General features: G+C 54.8%; 1 protein-coding gene. It reads left to right on the top strand.

The genetic code is table 11. The annotated features are described in order from the left end of the window. Positions 1 to 19,260: an autotransporter-associated beta strand repeat-containing protein gene (locus tag BCM14_RS08935; protein WP_146129750.1), complete on the top strand. Its 19,260-nt coding sequence runs from the start codon at positions 1 to 3 to the stop codon at positions 19,258 to 19,260. Positions 19,261 to 19,276 lie beyond the last annotated feature (16 nt).

The following is a 19,276-nucleotide window of genomic DNA, read 5'->3' as shown; positions in this document are numbered from 1 at the left end:
TTGCGGCCATTAAAAACACTGGTTGATGTAGCCAAAGTATTGGGGCTTTTTGTTCTAGCTGCGAGCACTTATGCAGCCTCGCCTGCACCCACTGCGCTGCCCACGGGTGGTACCGTCAGCGCAGGGCAAGCGACTATTACGCAGAACGGCAATACCCTTAACGTCAACCAAACCACACAAAAGGCGGTTGTTAACTGGAACTCTTTTGACGTCGGTAAAAACGCGACCGTCAATTTCAACCAGCCTGACGCAAACGCCTCCACGCTAAATCGTGTCAACAGCGCGTCAAAGTCAATGATCAATGGCGCCGTCAACTCGAACGGTCAAGTCGTTTTCGTCAATCCCAATGGGGTTGTGTTCGGCAAAGGGGCTGAGGTCAATACGGGTGGGATCACCGCCACCACGATGGACATCAAAGACTCGGATTACATGAATGGCCGCAACACCTATTCGGGTAATGGCACGGGCAAGGTCGTCAACAAGGGCAAAATTACGGTTAACAATGCCAATGGCTATATCGCCTTGATGGCACCCGAAGTAAAAAATGAAGGTGTCCTGAGCGCGACCTTATCGGGTAACAACGCAATTGCCTTGGTATCGGGCCAACAGGTGACTTTGAATTTTGATGATGGACAACTCCTGAGCTTCACCGTGGACGCCTCGGCGGTCAAGTCACTGATCGCCAATAAACGGTTAATTCAAGTGAATGGCGGTCAAGTGCTCATTGCTGCCAACGCCGCCTCAGATTTGCGCGCTTCCGTAATCAACAACACCGGCACGATCAGCGCCAACGGTTTCAAGGTGTCTGGCGGCAAGGTGTTTCTATCCGGCGATACCGTGAATCAAAGTGCGACGGTGAGTGCGGATTCCGCCACGACGACCGGTGGCCAGGTCACTATCGCAGGCAATAATGTGGTTTTGGCGCAAGGCTCCAAGACAACGGCGAAAGGTGCAACCAATGGCGGCACTGTCAATATCGGGACGACTGCGGTTAGCTACACCCAGAACGCCGACGGTACCCGCGGCAACGTTCAAGCACAGAATTTGGCTAAGACTGTCACCGTTGAGTCAAGTGCGACGGTAGATGTGTCCTCAACCAGTATTGGTAATGGCGGTCAGATTAACGTCTGGTCAAGCAAACAGACCACCGTTGCGGGCACTTTCAATGCGACGGGCGGCAAGTTGGGTGGCAACGGCGGTAACATCGAAACCAGCTCTCAAGGCAAGCTGACGATATCGCCAGCGATTCTGGTTAACGCCTCGGCCCCCTTGGGTGTTAAAGGTAATTGGCTGCTTGATCCTGACGGGTTGACGATTGACGCCAGCACTGCCGGTGCGTTGTCGGCGGCTTTGGCGAATGCCAACGTGACGGTCGCCGTGCAGGGTGATTTGACCGTCGCTGCCGGCGCAGTGATCAGCACGATCAGTGCCGCTGCAAGCGCTGCTTCATCCTCAAGCGGGTCAACTTCCAGTAGCTCAAACACGAACGCGTCAACTTTAACGCTTAACGCATCCGGCACGTTGACAAGTAATGGTTCTCTCACCCTGGGTCAAACCAACAGTCTCGTCCTGACCGCTACTGCGCTTAACTTAGCGGCAGGAAGCGTGACGAGTGCCAACCAAGTCACTGCGACGGCACAAAGCATCACGTCTAGTGGATCGGTTACCAGTACCGGCGGCAGTAGTGGCGGTGTCACCCTTTTAGCCACGAGTGCGGTGATCACCGGAAGCGTTTCGGCAAGTGGCAGTAGCTCGGGCTCCTCGTCAGGCACGAGCTCAAGCGGGACTTCAGGGTCGACGTCGAGCGGCTCATCGGGGTCAAGTAGTTCAGGGTCGGGTTCGTCTTCTGGATCGAGCAACTCAGGCTCATCTGGCACAGGGTCGAGTGGCTCAGGATCGAGTGGGTCTGGATCAACTGGAACTGGCTCTTCTTCGTCGAGCACGGGTTCACAATCGAACACCTCGACCGGTAAATCCTCAAACGGCTCAAGCGCTAACCCAACCCCCGCTTCAGCCCAACAATTGTTAACGGCGATCACGACTGCTCAGGCGGCTGCGGCAGCCAATGCGGCCATCGCTAATGCGGCGGTCACGAGTGCTGTTGCACATATCAATGTCGTGAATTTGACGGCTGCCAATATGTCGACAAATTTGGCGGCAGCCATTAACTCGGCAAGTGCTGCGGCAGCGACAGGCACGACCACCTACATCAATGTGGGCGCCGGCACCGTGGCGGGCACCTCGCAAGCCGCCATGAACATCATGATTGCCCCTTCTACAACGTCGACTGCAACGCCGACCGCGGCTGCATTGGCGAGTGGCGGCTCGGTCAATATTCAAACCACTCAGAACTTGATAGCAAGTTCAACCTCAAGTATTACCGCAAATTCTGCAGCGGTTTCGGGCACTGTATCAAGCGTATCAGGCTCTGTATCAAGCGGTGTATCAAGTTCATCCTCCTCAGTTTCTGCTGGTTCCGTCGCTTTGACTGCCTATAGTGGCCCTGTTTCGGTGGCAGGTAGCGTGAGTGCGAACAGTACGACGGGAGCAGGTGGTGTCGTAGCAGTCGCCGCAAATGATGTTTTGTTTAATGGCGCAACGCTGCAGGCAAACGGAACAACTGGTGGTGCAATCTATGTAACGGCTACCTCAGGTAACGCGACGCTGGCCAATACCACGGTCGCAGCAAATGGCACGACCGGGTCAGGTGGTTCGGTGCAGATCGCTGGCCTAAATCAAACGCAGCTTGCTGCTTCGTCGGTTAGCGCCAATGGTGCGACGACTGGTGGCGGTATCCAGATTGGTATTAACAACACCTCTGGCAGTGGTTCAACTTTGGCTCCACCGGCACTCGCTGCCTTTACCAATAACGCAACGATTTCAAACACGACTACCCTCGATAGCCAGACCATTATTACGGCCAACTCGGCCTCCGCCTCTGCATCTGCCAACCCAAGTCAAGCCGGCGAGATCTATATCGCGGGTAACAATAGTCTGAGCACTGCAGCACAAATACAGGCGAATGGCGATAACGGCGGTTTAATTATTCTTAGCTCGCCTGCCGGCACTTATCAAAATACTGGCTATGTTCAGACCAATGGTGGGGCAGGTTTGGGTGGCACGATCGCTCAGTCCGGTCTGATTAGCACGGGGCTCTCGGGTGCAACGCTCGAAGCTAACGGTACAAGCGGCGGCGGTAACATCATCACCGGTCGCGATTTTCAAGCAAATCCCCTCTCAGGTAGCGCAGCACAAGACGCGTTATTGCCAAGGCTATCCAGTATTGTTGTCGTCCCGACATCCCAAATCACGGTCATTGACCAAGCGTCCAGCCTGAGCGCCAACGCGTTGCTGAGCGGCGATGGTGGTAACGTACTTAATTGGGGTCAGGGTTTAGGGGCCTATGGGCGCTTCAGCGCATCGGCCTTTGGCACCTCAGGTAATGGCGGCTTGGTCGAGACCTCGGGTAATTTTCTTGACCTGACGGGTGCCTCAGTTCTTACCTCAGCGGTAAACGGCCGCGTCGGTAACTGGTTGTTGGATCCAGGTAACGTGACCATTGCAGCAGCCGGGACGACCACTTCTGGGTCTGTCTTTAGCTCAAGCGGCTCAAGTTATACTTACACCTCCTCATCTACCAGCATCATTCTAGCTAGTGCGGTTTCGTCAGCTCTGACCAACACCAGTGTGACGATCACAACAGATTCGGCGAGCACGATTGCAGTGAACGCTGCGATTACTGCGACGTCGGGTACCTCATCGTTAAGCTTGAATGCCTGTACGATAGCGTTGGGCGCGAACATCACTACTTATGGTGCACAAACCTACACGGGTGCGGTGATACTGGGTAACAGCACCGTGCTGACTGCAAATAACAACTCAGCAGTTAGCTTTAGTTCAACGGTAGATGGCAGCTATGGCACTGAGTCGCTGACGGTGACAAACGGTAGCGGTAACGTGACCTTTGGCAGCACGGTTGGGGCAACGACCGCCCTGGGTAGTCTGACCATCACAGGGGTGTCGGGTAATACCACTGCCCAGACAACGAGCTTGAACGGCAACGTCACGACCGCCGGTGTTCAGCGTTACGGTGGCAATTTGACCCTGGGCAGCAACACGTCGCTTGCTTCGCACAACAGTAACGTCACCATTGCGGGTAACGTCAGTACCCAAACAACGCTCACCGCCGGGATCATCGAGTTTTTAGGGTCCGGCTACTGGAAAATCAGTGTGGATGCGGGGACTACTTGGGAGCAGTACTCCGCAACCGCAAGCGGTAGCACCTATGTTTCTGGTGGCACTGCCTTATCGATAGTGCCTTCGATCACCTATAGCAGCGGTAGTTACCTCTGGACACCAACGGCAAGCGGTAACTTTGCAGTGGTGGTTGTCGGTGGTGGCGGGGCTGGCGGTGATGCCTCGCCCGAGAGAACCGCTGGCGGCGGCGGCGGTGGTGGTGTCCTTTATAACGCCAGCTACAGCGTGACTGGCGGCACCGCGATCTCAGCAACAGTTGGGCAGGGCGGGACTGCCAACAATGGTCAGACTGAGACTACCGCCATCATCCAAAGCCAAATTGGCGGCGCCTCCAGTTTTGGATCAATTACCGCTTATGGCGGCGGGTTCGGTGGTACCGAGAGTTCAAACGGTAATTATTTAGACGCGAGCGCGTCAACGTTAAACATACCGGGCGCTTCATATAACGGGGTATCTTATGCAGGCGGCGGCGGCGGATGGCAGAGCCGGTATGGATTTGCTGGCGGCGTGATGGGGACAGGTCCAGACGGTACGGTTATTGGCACCGCCGGAAACGGTGGGCAAGGTTGTTCCTACTGCGGCGGTTATGTTTGGCGTGGCGGCGGCGGCGGCGGTGCGGGAGGCAACGGCAACGACGGCAATAGCAGTAACGGAGCGGGTGGGGTGGGTATCCTCAACCCAATATCCGGATCGAATATCGGTCAGTTGAAAAATGGCAGCTATTACCTCGGTGGCGGCGGTGGTGGTTCGATAGAAAACTCCAATTCGGCCGCTGGTGTTGGGGGCGTCGGGGGTGGCGGGAACGGTGGTAAACAATCTGTCATTGCGTCAGCAGGCACGGCCAACACGGGCGGTGGCGGCGGCGGCGGAAGTCAAGATACCGTACCCTATGGTGGTAACGGTGGAAGCGGCGCCGTCATCGCTTCAGGCAATTTGACCTTGGTTGGCAATTATTCTCTGACCATCTCGTCAGGATCCGGCGCTGCATCGATTGGCGGCACGGTCTCTAACCTTACAACGCTTAACATCAACTCAACCTCAGCAAACAGTGCAGTAAACAGTGCGATTGCGGGTACAACTGCACTAGTGTTAAACAGTGCAGTGGGATATACCGGCAGCAACAATGGGGTGTTAAGCCTGTCAGGTACGAATACCTATACTGGTGACACGACCGTAGCCGGCGGCACCTTAAAAGTCAGCGGGATGGGCAGCCTCGGCAGTGGCTCGTATGCTGGCGCAGTCAGTGTGGCAAGTGGGGCTGTCTTCAATTACGCATCCTCTGCTACTCAGACCTTGTCCGGCGTAATCAGCGGATACGGCTCGCTTCTTAAAGACACGTCGTCCAGCACATTGACACTGTCGGGTGCTAATACGTTTACCGGCGGCACCACGATTAACGCAGGTACTTTGCAAGTCTCGTCAGGTGGCGCGAGCGGCTCGAGCCTGTCAACAGGTAGCGTTAACATCAACGGCGGTACGCTGGTAAACACGGCCTCTAGTGTCACCATCAGTAACCCGATTTATGTGGGTAGTAATGGCGCGACCTTTGCGTCAGCGGCAGCAGGCTTGGTGAAGTTCTCGGGCGTCATCTCGGATGCTTCAAACATTGACGACGAGCCAGGTAACCTAAAAATTGGTAACAGCAGCAACACGGGTACCGTCAATTTCTCAGCCAACAACACTTTCACGACTTACGCTTTCAACGTTAACTACGGCACTTTCCAGTTGGGTGCAGCCATGAGCAGTGGTGGGCCAGTGGCGACTAACCCCATCGTCTACGTTAATTCAAACGGCACCTTCGATTTGAACGGCTATAACAGTGCCCAGAACTGGATCTTCCTGAATGGCGGTACGCTGACGAACGCCAAGGCCAATACAGCAGTGAGCGTTGCGACGACCAACTTGCAGCTTCAGTCGAGCAGCACGATCTCTGCGACGGCCAATGCCTCTTTAACCGTGCAATCAGCGATATACGGTGAAAGTAGTGGCCTGACGATTGGCGGAGCAGGGACTGTGACACTGACTGGTAGCAATACCTACTCTGGGACTACCACCGTAAACAGTGGCAGCACCTTGAATGTGACGCCCAGTTATGCGTTTCAGAATTACACACTAAGTGGTAATTTTGTGAATAACGGCACGGTCAACCTTGATACGTCCAATGGTTATCAGTCTTCCAGTAACTGTTGTTCGACCATTTATCTAAATAATGTGTCAGGATCAGGTGCCTGGAACATCACCAGCAATAATAATAACGGCGGGCTTTATAACGAAAGGGTCTTCTTCACGGGTAGCACGACTACCGGCGCGATTACGTTAACGAATTACGGAAATTTATGGCTTAACCCCACGTCGGATGCCTCGATCACGTCCACGTCTGCAATCAACCTGAATGGGAGCAACACTTGGTTACGCCTCTATGGCACTGCCAATCAAACCATTGCGATTGGCACCTTAAGCGGAAGCGGTAACGTCGACTTCCCGGACGGCGGCGCGGGCCGAGCGCTCACCTTGTCCTTAGGTAACGATAATGGCTCGGGTACCTTCAGCGGTGCTATCACCAACTCAAGCTATGCCAACGGCACTGAAGTTTTGAGCCTGACTAAGGCTGGCACTGGCACCGAAACTTTGACAGGCACGAATACGTATACAGGCACCACTAATATCAGTGCAGGCAAGCTGGCAGTCACTAGTGCTGGGGTACCCGGTGCAAGCGTAGTCTCGATTGGCTCTAGCGGAACGCTTGATCTGCAATATTCGGGGACAGTTACCCTAGCCTCACTGACAATGGCATCTGGCGCCGCGATCACTACCTCAACGAACACGTCTGCTTTGACGGTGACTGGCGTCAGCACCCTGGCAGGTACGATCACCACTAACGGTACGCAGACGTATTCCGCTGCGGTCGTCCTCGCCGCCAACACAACCCTCACTGTCAACACCAGCAGCGCCATCAGTTTTGGTTCAACTGTCAACGGCACAGCTGGGACTGAAGCACTGACGATTATCAATAACAGCGGGAACGTATTGTTCGGCGGTACGGTGGGGGCAACAAAGGCCCTGGGTAGCCTGACAATCGCGGGCCAAGCGGGTAGCAGCACCTCACAGACGACAAGCCTGACGGGCAACGTGACGACTGCTGGCCTTCAGAGCTATGGCGGAAACATCACGCTCGGCACCAGCCTGTCGCTGGTCTCGACTAACAGTAGCATTACTGTCGCAGGCGCTGTGAACACGGTGTCACCTAGCTTTCCCTCGTACGCCTTGACGCTCTCTTCAGGCTCAGGCTCGACTTCGATTGCAGGGAATGTCTCAAATATCTCAACGCTAACGATTAACTCAACTTCAGCAGCGAACGCGGTGAGTGGGGTGATTGCTGGTTCGACGGCGTTAGTGTTTGATAGCGCGGCAGGTTATACCGGTGCTAACACGGGCGTGTTGAGCCTGTCAGCTAGCAACACGTATACGGGCACCACCACCGTATCGGGCGGTACCTTGAAGATCAGCGGTTCGGGTAGTCTTGGCAGCGGCGCTTATGCCAGTTCAATCAGTGTCGCAAGTGGTGCAATCTTTGATTATGCGTCTTCTGCCAATCAGACCTTGTCCGGCTTGATCAGTGGCTATGGCTCACTTGTTAAAGACACCTCATCAAGCGTACTGACGTTGTCGTATGCAAACACTTATTCAGGTGGCACAACCCTGACCGCAGGTACCATCATCCTCGGATCCAATCAGACCGTCTCTGCCGGTGCGGGCCCGTTGGGCTCAGGGACGTTGACCTTGAATGGCGGTACCCTTAAAAATTCCGCCGCTGGTTATCAGCTATACAACTCCATCGCGGTCAGCGGCTCATCCATCATAGGTGAGGTGAGTGGATCAAGCATCATCATTAATGGCAACATTACCGGTTCAAGTACGCTGTATTTCAATGAATTAACGTCTGGTCTGACCGCTTATTTCAATGGCAACAACAGTGGCTTTACGGGCTCTTTTGTTGCAGGCGGAAACGGCAACGCGGGTAACTTGTTTATCGCTCCGTCCGCAACGAGTGCCAGCGCAAGTTGGACGTTTAATAACGTCACGGCGTGGCTTAACGGCAGCGGGACTTATTCATTCGGCTCGCTCTCAGGCTCGAGCAATATCAATTTCTATTCAGGCACGAATACGGCGACTTTGTCAGTGGGTGCGCTGAACGCCAACACAAGTTATTCAGGCGTGATCGGTTATTTGGCAAGTGGATCGTCCACCTCAACCATTGCTGTGTCTAAGCTTGGTACTGGCACCGAAACCTTGACCGGTACGAACACCTACACAGGTGCCACGAGCATTAGCGCGGGCACCCTCGCCGTTGGCAGCGCCGGCGCCCTCAGCACGGGCGTTGTCTCGATTGGTTCAGGCGCTATCCTTGATCTGCAATACTCGGGCACGATCACCTTAGCCTCACTGACGATGACGTCAGGTGCTGCCATTACGAACTCGGTGAATACGTCGGCTTTGACGGTTTCGGGCACCAGTACTTTAGGCGGTAGTATCACCACGGCTGGTGCGCAGACCTATACCGGCGCTGTCACCTTAGCTGCCAATACGACACTGAGTACTTTGTATGCCAGCACTACGAACACCAATGCAGCGGTGACCTTTAGCTCAGCGGTGAACGGCACGCTAGGTAGTGAGACCCTGACGATTACAAACGGCAGCGGTGACGTGACGTTCGGTAGCACGGTTGGGGCAACGACTGCCTTGGGCGGCGTGACGATCACCGGGGTATCAGGCAATACCACCGGCCAGACTACAACCTTAAATGGCAATGTCACCACGACAGGTGTTCAAAGCTTCGGCGGCAATCTCGCCCTTGGCACGAATATATCGCTGGCCTCCACGAACAGTAATGTAAGTATCGCTGGCAACGTCAGTACCCTCACCTATGTGACAAGCGAGATTGTCGAGTTCTTAGGTTCGGGCCTGTGGGAAGTGAGTACCAACGCAGGTGCTACCTGGGAGATCTATCAGGCCAGTGCATCGGGCAGTAGTTACGTTTCTGGAGGTAGCGCGCTGAGTAACGCACCTTCGATTACTTACAGCAACGGAAGTTATGGCTGGACGTTTAGCGGGAGCAGTAATTTAGCTGTTCTGGTCGTCGGCGGCGGCGGTGCCGGTGGTGGCGCTTTAGCCGAACCACAGAGGGCTGCTGGCGGCGGCGGCGGTGGTGGTGTGCTTTATAGCGCTAGCTATAGCATTACCAGTGGCTCGCAGATCTCAGCAACAGTTGGGCAGGGCGGCACTGCCAATACCGCTGGTCAGACTGAGACTTCTTCCGTTATTCAAAATGAACTTGGTGGCGCCTCTAGTTTTGGATCAATTACCGCATACGGTGGTGGTTTCGGTGGTTCACAAGGCAATAATTTAGATGCGAGTGGGTCAGCGTTAAACATACCTACTGCCTCGTACAACGGGGTATCTTATGCCGCCGGCGGAGGCGGGTGGCATAATTTCCTTTACGGATTTGCTGGGGGCGTGATGGGCACGGGTCCAGCTGGTACGGTCATTGGGACCGCAGGAAGTGGCGGCCAGGGCAGAGATTTTACTTCTTATCCCTACTATAACTGTGCTGGTTCTTGCCGTGGTGGTGGTGGTGGTGGTGCAGGAGGAGACGGCAATGCGGGCAATAGCAGCGATGGACAAGGTGGCGTGGGTCTCGTTAATCAGATTTCTGGATCGAATATCGGTCAGTTGAATAATGGAAGCTATTACGTGGGTGGTGGTGGTGGTGGATCCTTAGCAAATATTGGATATTTATCAGGAGGTGTTGGTGGTGTTGGTGGTGGTGGGAACGGCGGCTCAAATTTATCGAGTGCGCAAGCAGGCACGGCGAACACTGGCGGTGGCGGCGGCGGCGGCAGTCACGATAGTGGTGGAGCTGGTGGTAATGGTGGTAGCGGCGTGGTGGTCGCCTCTGGCAACGTAACTTCGATAGGCCGCTATGCTCTGACTATCTCGTCAGGTTCAGGCGCCGCTTTGATTGGTGGCACCACCACCAATATTTCAACGCTGACGATTAACTCTACTTCGGCAACTAGCGCAGTCAATGGTGCGATCACAGGCTCGACTGCGGTGGTGGTCAATAGCGCCTCAGGTTATACCGGCGCTAACAGTGGCGTAGTGAGCCTGGCAGGTACGAATACCTACACCGGCAACACGACGGTAGCGGGTGGTACCGTGAAAGTAAGTGGTTCGGGTAGCCTCGGTAGTGGCAACTACGCTGGTGCGATCAGTATTGCCAGCGGCGCCTTCTTTGATTATGGATCGTCCGCCAATCAAACCTTGTCTGGCTTGATCAGTGGGTATGGCTCGCTGAGCAAAGACACTTCAAATACCAGTGCGCTGACCTTGTCCTATGCAAATACCTACACAGGCGGCACAACGATCAGTGCAGGGCGCTTGCAGGTGACATCAGGTGGTGCAAGCGGGACCAACCTCTCATCGGGATCAGTCACCATTAGCGGCGGTGCACTAGTTGATACGACCACAAGCACGATCACTAGCGCGATCACCTTAGCTACAGGTACAACAAACGAGATCGCAGCTGTAACGGGTGCAACTGCGACGATCACTGGCTTGATCTCGGGTTCAACCGGGGCGTTGACGATCGGTGATGCAACGAATACTGGGACTGTTCAGTTACCTAATGCAAACACCTACGGTGGCGGTACAAGTATCAGTGCCGGTACGCTGGCAATAAGCAATGCTGGTGCCTTCGGCTCTGGTCCAGTTTCGATCGCTTCGGGCGGCACGCTTGATCTGCAGTACGCCGGTACAGTCGCCATCACCTCGCTCACCATGGCGTCAAACGCTGAGATTACCAACTCGGTGAATACATCGATCTTGACGGTCACGGGCACGAGCACCCTGGCGGGCAGTATCACCACGGCCGGTGCGCAGACTTATTCCGGGGCGGTAACGATTGCTGCGAATACCACGCTGAGCACCTTGAATGCGAGCAACACCAACACCAACGCAGCAGTGACATTTAGTTCAACTGTCAACGGCACCCTGGGTACGGAGTCGCTCACGATTACCAATGGCAGCGGCAATGTGACCTTCGGTAGCACAGTAGGCGCGACCACTGCGGTGGGAAGCCTAACGATCACCGGGGTCCCCGGCACTAGCACAGCCCAGACTACAAGCTTGACGGACAATGTGACGACCACAGGCGTCCAGAGCTTCGGGGGCAACGTCACACTTGACGCAAATCTATCGCTTGCCTCGACTAACAGCAACGTCAGTATTGCGGGTAACGTGAATACGGTGTCACCTGAATTTCCGAAATACGCGCTAACTCTCTCGTCTGGATCCGGTTCTACTTCTATCGGCGGCACTGTATCCAACCTCTCAACGCTCACGATTAACTCGACCTCAGCCTCGAGCGCGGTGAGTGGTGTGATCTCTGGTTCGACTGCGGTAACCTTGAACAGCGCAGCGGGTTACACCGGTGCTAACACAGGCGTGTTGAGTCTGTCAGCGACGAACACTTACACAGGCGGTACGACGGTATCGGGTGGTACCTTAAAGGTGAGTGGTTCGGGTAGCCTCGGTAGCGGCACTTATGCAGGCGCCATCAGTGTTTCTAGCGGTGCAGTATTTCAATACGCGTCTTCGGCAACACAGACCCTGTCCGGCGTAATCAGTGGCTACGGCTCGCTTCTTAAAGACACGTCCTCCAGCGCATTAACAATGTCGGGCGCAAACACTTACTCAGGTGGCACCACGTTAAGCACGGGGATTATCATCCTCGGGTCAAATCAAACCTCAAGCAGCAGCGCAGGACCGCTCGGCACAGGCACGCTGACTTTGAACGGCGGCACCTTAGAAAACTCAGCCGCTGGCTATCAGATCTATAACCCCATCGCGGTGAACAGCTCGTCGACAATTGCCGAAGTAGGCGGGACAATCAACGTAGACAAGAATATTACGATTAACGGAAACATCACCGGCTCGGGCACGCTGAACTTCAATGAGCTGACCACTGGCTGGACAGGTTATTTCAACGGCGACAACAGTGGCTTTACCGGCTCTTTTGTTGCAGGTGGAAACGGCAGCTCGGGTAACTTGTTCCTTTCCCCTTCTGCGACCAGTGCCAGCGCAAATTGGACGTTCAATAACGTCACGGCTTGGCTTAACGGCAGCGGGACTTATTCATTTGGTTCGCTGTCCGGATCGAGCAATATCAATTTCAATTCTGGTACCAATACGGCGACTTTGTCAGTAGGCGCAGTCAATATCGACACGAGCTATTCAGGGGTCATTGGTTATTTAGCGAGCGGATCGTCGACCTCAACTATTTCTATCGTTAAGGTCGGAAGGGGCACGCAAACCCTGACAGGCGCAAATACTTACACAGGTGGCACCACAATTAGTGCAGGTCAGTTAAAGATCGCGTCAGGTGGTGCAAGTGGCACGAACTTATCGTCGGGATCAGTCACTATTAATGGCGGTGCACTGGTTGATACGACGATCAGCACAATTAGTAATGCCATCATCTTAGGCTCAGGCACGACCAACGAGATAGCAGCGGTGACAGGCGTGACCGCGACGATCGCTGGTTTGATCTCGGGCTCAACCGGCGCCTTGACCTCGGGTGATTCAACCAATAACGGCACCGTCAAACTCCCCAGAGTAAACACCTACGGCGGCGGCACGACGGTTGGCGGCGGCACGCTGGTAATTGGCACTGCAGGGGCCTTTGATGCCTCGGTCGTCTCGATCAGTTCTGGCGGAACGCTTGATTTGCAGTACACGGGGACGCTTACGATCGGCTCATTAACGATGACGTCAGGTGCTGCCATTACGAACTCGGTGAATACTTTAGCCTTGACGGTAACGGGCACCAGTACTTTAGGCGGTAGTATCACCACGGCTGGTGCGCAGACCTATACCGGCGCTGTCACCTTAGCTGCCAATACGACACTGAGTACTTTGTATGCCAGCACTACGAACACCAATGCTTCGGTGACCTTTAGCTCAGCGGTGAACGGCACGCTAGGTAGTGAGACCCTGACGATTACAAACGGCAGCGGTGATGTGACGTTCGGAAGCGCGGTTGGGGCAACGACTGCCTTGGGCGGCTTGACGATCACCGGGGTATTAGGCAATACCACCGCCCAGACTACAACCTTAAATGGCAATGTCACCACGACAGGTGTTCAAAGCTTCGGCGGCAATCTCAAGCTGGGTACAGACGTGTCGCTGACGTCCACGAACAGTAATGTAAGCATCGCTGGTAACGTGAGTACGCTCAATGCAGTGACGAGCGAGATTGTCGAGTTCTTAGGCTCGGGCCTTTGGGAAGTGAGTACCAACGCAGGTGCTACCTGGGAGATCTATCAGGCCAGTGCATCTGGCAGTAGTTATGTTTCTGGAGGTAGCGCGCTGAGTAACGCACCTTCGATTACTTACAGCAACGGAAGTTATGGCTGGACGTTTATTACGGGAACGACACTAAGCTATCTGATTGTGGGCGGCGGTGGCGGTGGCGGGGCCTATTACGGTGGCGGAGGCGGCGCCGGTGGAGTGCTCTCGGGTAGCGTCGCTGTCTCAAATCAATCTTACGCGATTGTGGTGGGGGCGGGTGGTAGCAATGCAACTTCGTACTATACCGATTATTTGTATCAGACCAGTGCAAGTAACGGGTCTAACTCTAGCGCTTTTGGATACACCGCGCTCGGTGGCGGCGCAGGGGGTCTCTACGGTCAGCCTTACGGAGCAGGCTCTGGTGGTTCGGGTGGTGGCGCTGGTGCATCATCTGGTGGCTATTATTATTATGGCTACTCCTTCTTCTACTCTACCGCCGGTAGCGGCACATCAGGCCAAGGTTACGCAGGCGCAAGTTCCTACTATAGTGAGGTACCAGGCGGTGGTGGTGGCGCGGGCGGTGCTGGTGGCTACGCAGGCCCTAGTCGTGGCCAGAACGGCCCTGCCATGGGCGGAATTGGTGTTGTTAACCCAATCGCCGGTTCGAATATTGGTGAAATTTATTATTACGACGGATCTCGTTACGTGGGTGGTGGTGGCGGAGCAGTAAGTTATTCAGGGGGTTTAGGTGGCGGTGGCACAGCACTTTGTAGCGGTTGCCCTGGTGTTTCTGGTTCGTCGAATACGGGCGGTGGGGGATCCAGTGGCTCGAGCATTTATGTGGGTACATATGGTGGTAATGGTGGAAGCGGCGTGGTGGTCGCCTCCGGAAACGTCGCTTCAGTAGGCCGTTATGCTTTGACTATCTCGTCAGGTTCAGGCGCTGCTGTGATTGGGGGCACTACCACCAATATTTCAACGCTGACGATTAACTCGACTTCAGCAACCAGCGCAGTGAACGGAGTGATTTCTGGTTCAACCGCTGTGGTGTTGAACAGCGCAGAGGGATATACCGGGACGAACAGTGGCGTGTTAAGTCTGTCAGCCACTAATACTTACACGGGTAACACCACAATCGCGGGCGGTACCTTAAAGGTCAGTGGTGCGGGCAGTCTCGGTAGTGGCGATTACGCCGGTGCTATTAGCGTAGCGAGTGGCGCAGTTTTTAACTATGCATCCTCTGTTACACAGACGCTGTCTGGCGTGATTAGTGGCTATGGTTCGCTCAGCAAAACCCTGTCAACCAGTACGCTCGACTTGACAGGCGCGAACACTTATTCGGGCAACACCACGATTAGCGCTGGCACCCTGGTGGCACCCACGACTGCCGCTCTCGGTAGCAGCGCAGTCTCGATCGACTCAGGTGCGACGCTTGATCTGCAGTATTCGGGCACAGCTACCTTGACTTCACTGACGATGGCTTCGGGCGCGGCGATTACCAACTCTGTCAACGTGTCAGCGCTGGCAGTGAGTGGTGCTAGTACTTTAGCTGGCAGCATCACCACCGCCGGCGCTCAGACCTACAGCGGCGCGGTCAGCCTTGTTGCGAATACCTCCATCAGCACAACCGCGAATGGTGCCGTGACATTTAACGGGACGATTGATTCGCCCGGAACATACAGCTTGACGATCAACACCGGGACAACCTCCAGTGCTGGACTCGTAAGCTTTTTAAGCGCGGTCGGCGCGACAAGTCGCTTAGGTGGCCTCAATGTCAATGTGGGCTTGGGAACAATCCAACTTGGCGGGAATATCACCACCAACGCGACGTTAGCATTAACTGGAAGCGTGGTGCTTTCTGCCGATTCGGCGCTGACAGCTTCGGGTAACGTCAACCTGTACGGCTCAGTTAATTCTTACTCTGACGCGAGCTACGCCTTGAGTGTGACAAGCGGTTCGACCGCCTACTTTAGCCAAGCCATAGGCGGCACGACTGCCCTCAGCGCACTGACTGTTTCTGCCAGCGCTATTTCCTTATACGGTAACGTAACCACCACCGGCGGTCAGTCTTATAGCGGCGCGTTATCTCTTGGTGCCGATACGACCATAACAAATACCTACAGTGGTGACATCACGTTTAACGGTAGTGTTGACTCCTTGGTCACACAAAGATCCCTAACGGTCATTAATAGTGGGTCAGGCGCCGTCACTTTTAGTGGCACGGCTGGTGCATTGAAGTCGCTTAGCTCGTTGAACGTTAGTGCCAACACCGTCAATCTTGCTGCCGCGATCACCACGAGCGGGACACAAACCTATTCGGTCGATAGTCAGTTAAGTTTGTCGGGCGCTACGACTCTCACCGCCGCGGGCAATATCGGCATAGACGCATTCATTTACGGATCAGGCTATTCATTGAGTCTAATGACTAGCGGGACAGCGACCTTTACGCAAAATATTAGCTCTGTGGGTGCGCTGACCGTATCTGCAAGTCAGATCACTCTGCCCGCATCAATCTACACAACAGGCTCGCAATCCTATACCGGAGCAGTCAACCTCAGCAAGGATACGTTCCTAACCTTTGGAGCCGACACAGCGTTTACGTTTAATGGCACGGTCGATTCTACTGGGTCAAACTATCTGCAGGTCATAGCGGGCAACTATTCAGGCACCGTTACGTTTGCCGGTGCGGTCGGGGCAACTAATTCTTTGCGCGGCTTATTAGTCTATGCAAGTAATGTTGTTTTACCTTCGGCTGTTACTACAACTGGGGCCCAGACTTACTCTGGCGCCGTGACGCTTAGTGCGAATACAACCATAACGACTAGCTCAACCAGTCAAGTGAGCGGAGGTGTGAATTTTTACGGCACGATTGATGCGCCAAACGGTAGTTCTTTGTCAATCAACACGGTATCCACCTACCATCAGGACGCTGTGTATTTAGGTGGCGCCGTTGGGGCAACCTCTGCCATCGGTGGGTTGAACATCTCGGCAGGCAATGTCAGTATGCAAAGCGTGACCTCGAGCAACGGGATTACGATTAACAGCTCAGGTTTATACAATTACGTTAACGCGACTGGGACCATCACCAATACAGGTGGAACGGGCACCGGTATTGTGATTCAGGCTGTCGGTATTTTGTATCTAAACAGTGTTAACAATAGCGGCAGCTCAGGGATTCAGTTGGCAGGTGGCTACGGCTTAGCCGCAGGTAACGCAAGTTCGTACGGCACGATTTCGAGTTTAGGCACGGTGACCAATACAGGAGGCATTGTGGTGCTTTCGATGGCTGCCCCCTCCAGTTACTACGGCGCGGGTCTTTATCCATCACCTGAATATCAAATCGGGCTGACACGCACGAATGCGGCTGTGGGTACGAACGTAAGCTATGGCCAAGCAGGGGGCAGCTATAGTCAACCAGTCAGTTTTGTGTCTGGCTTAGGCTACGGCTACGTTAACTATCGGGCACAAAATACCACGACAACTTACTTGGGCGTCCAGAATAATTACTCGCAAGTGGAAGGCACTACTTATGATTCAGCGACGGCGCTTGCGTGGCTGAGCAACGCTAACAACATCTCTATTTACGGTACCTACTCGACCTATAGCTTTGGTGTAAATACAACGAACACAGCCGTTTTATCCAGTTTGCGTTTTTCGAGCACCATAGGCGGTAACTCAAACAGCGTGCAAGCGGCAACGAGTTTGGTTCAGGGCACCATCACTTCAACCCTCTCGAATATCTATATTTACCCGCAGTATAGGGAAGGCGATAACTATTATTCTGCTGGATACGCAACCTATACCATCACTGCAGCGCCAGTCGTTGCCACGGAAGAAGTCGTGACGACACCAACTGTGGTTGCGACCATGGTGACCACCACAACGACAGCGGTCACCACTACAGTTACGACTACAGTTGTCACTCCTGCTGTTACAACAGTCGAAACAACCGTGGTGACCCCTGTTGTCGCGACAGTTGTTACGCCTGTTGTGCAGACTGTTGCGACGTTTACCCCCGTCCCAGTGGTTCTGCCGCCCGTAGTGCCGGTAGTACCAGTGACGACAGTAACTCCTGTAGCGGCAACGACTTCTTCGGTTAGCACTGCAAGCACCTCTAGTTCGACATCTTCTTCATCGTCAAGCAGCGCTTCGGGCGATGCGTCAGCTTCATCTGGCGGTTCAAGTGCAGGTAGTGCAACCTCAAGCGGTACATCTGGTGGCGGTGAGACGAGTGCATCATCGGGTGGTTCAAGTTCAGGTGGTTCAAGTTCAGGCGGCTCAAGCTCAAGTGGCTCAGCTGCTGGCGGCGACGCAAGTGCCTCGTCCAGCGGGTCGTCCTCTGGCGGCTCATCATCGAGCGGATCGAGTTCAAGTAGTTCAAGTGCGGGTGGTTCGTCCTCAGGTGGCTCAAGTTCAGGTGGTTCATCCGCTGCTACCTCATCGGGTGGCGGGGATGCCGCTGCGTCTGGTGGAGGCTCAGCTACTGGCGGTTCAAGCGCAGGTGGATCAAGCGCAGGGGGCGCGTCATCCAGTGGTTCGAACTCAGGTGGCTCTTCTTCGGGCGGTTCAAGCTCGGGCGGCTCATCCTCGGGCGGCTCATCCTCCGGCGGTTCATCCTCCGGCGGTTCATCATCGGGTGGCTCAAGCGCAAGTGGCTCAAGCTCGGGTGGTTCATCTGCAAGTGGCAACGGCGGCACAGGCACCAAGAGCGGTTCGGGATCTTCTGGCACGGCCAAAGGCGGTAGCGGAAAAGCTGATGCACCTCAACCCGCGGCGCCAACCGTTAAGTACAGCGGAAAATATGCGACTACAGCAGATGGCAAACGAGCCCCGAGCGTGAAAACTGAGGCAAGCGCTAAACCGGCGACGGCTGCTAAAGCAGACGCAACTGGTAAAGCTGAGACGCCGACCGCTGCTGCGCCTTCTGCTAAATACACCGGTAAATACGCTGTCGATGCGGACGGGAAAAAAGTGACTGTTGCCAGAACCGACACAGCCGCGAGAGCTGATGGTGGCGCTAAAACCGACGCAGCGGCAAAACCGGCAGCCGCTGGTGCCACCGCCGCGCCTAGCGTGAAGTACACAGGCAAATACGCAACGGGTGCTGATGGTAAGCGAGCAGTGAGTGCAAGCGGCACTGGCACTGCAACGGGGACAGCTAGCGGAACCACCGCGACCGCTGCGAAACCCGCAGCGCCCAGCGCCAATGCGCCCTCGGCCAAGTACACCGGAAAATACGCTGATGGTGCACGCAGCGCCGCAACACCAGTAGCCAGAGTCACACCTGCAGCGCCTCGCGTGGGTGTCGCAGCGAACGGACCAGCGCCAACACCAGTAAACGTCGCGCCGCCACGCGTCGAAAAATACGCGACCAGAACGGATGCCAATACAGACAACAAAATTACCTTCAGCAACGGTGGCTTTACCAGCGTTGGCATTAACCCCGCGCTTCCAGTTCCCGAAGTTAAAGGAGGGATGGATTCAACGTCGATGCTAATGGTTGCTAGTCGTGTGTCAGGATCCACGGTTGAGACCGGCAACACAGCCAGCTCTCAAACTGCCAAAGACAAGAAAGTAAACGGCTCGCAAAATTCGTATGAAAGCCCAGAGGCGACTAACCTGACAACTACACTTAACGTGTTAGCAATTCCTTAAAGCGTAACGTTTTTTT

This window comes from Jezberella montanilacus (assembly GCF_003003055.1).
GTDB lineage: Bacteria > Pseudomonadota > Gammaproteobacteria > Burkholderiales > Burkholderiaceae_B > Zwartia > Zwartia montanilacus.
This window is presented reverse-complemented; position numbering and strand designations above follow the sequence as displayed.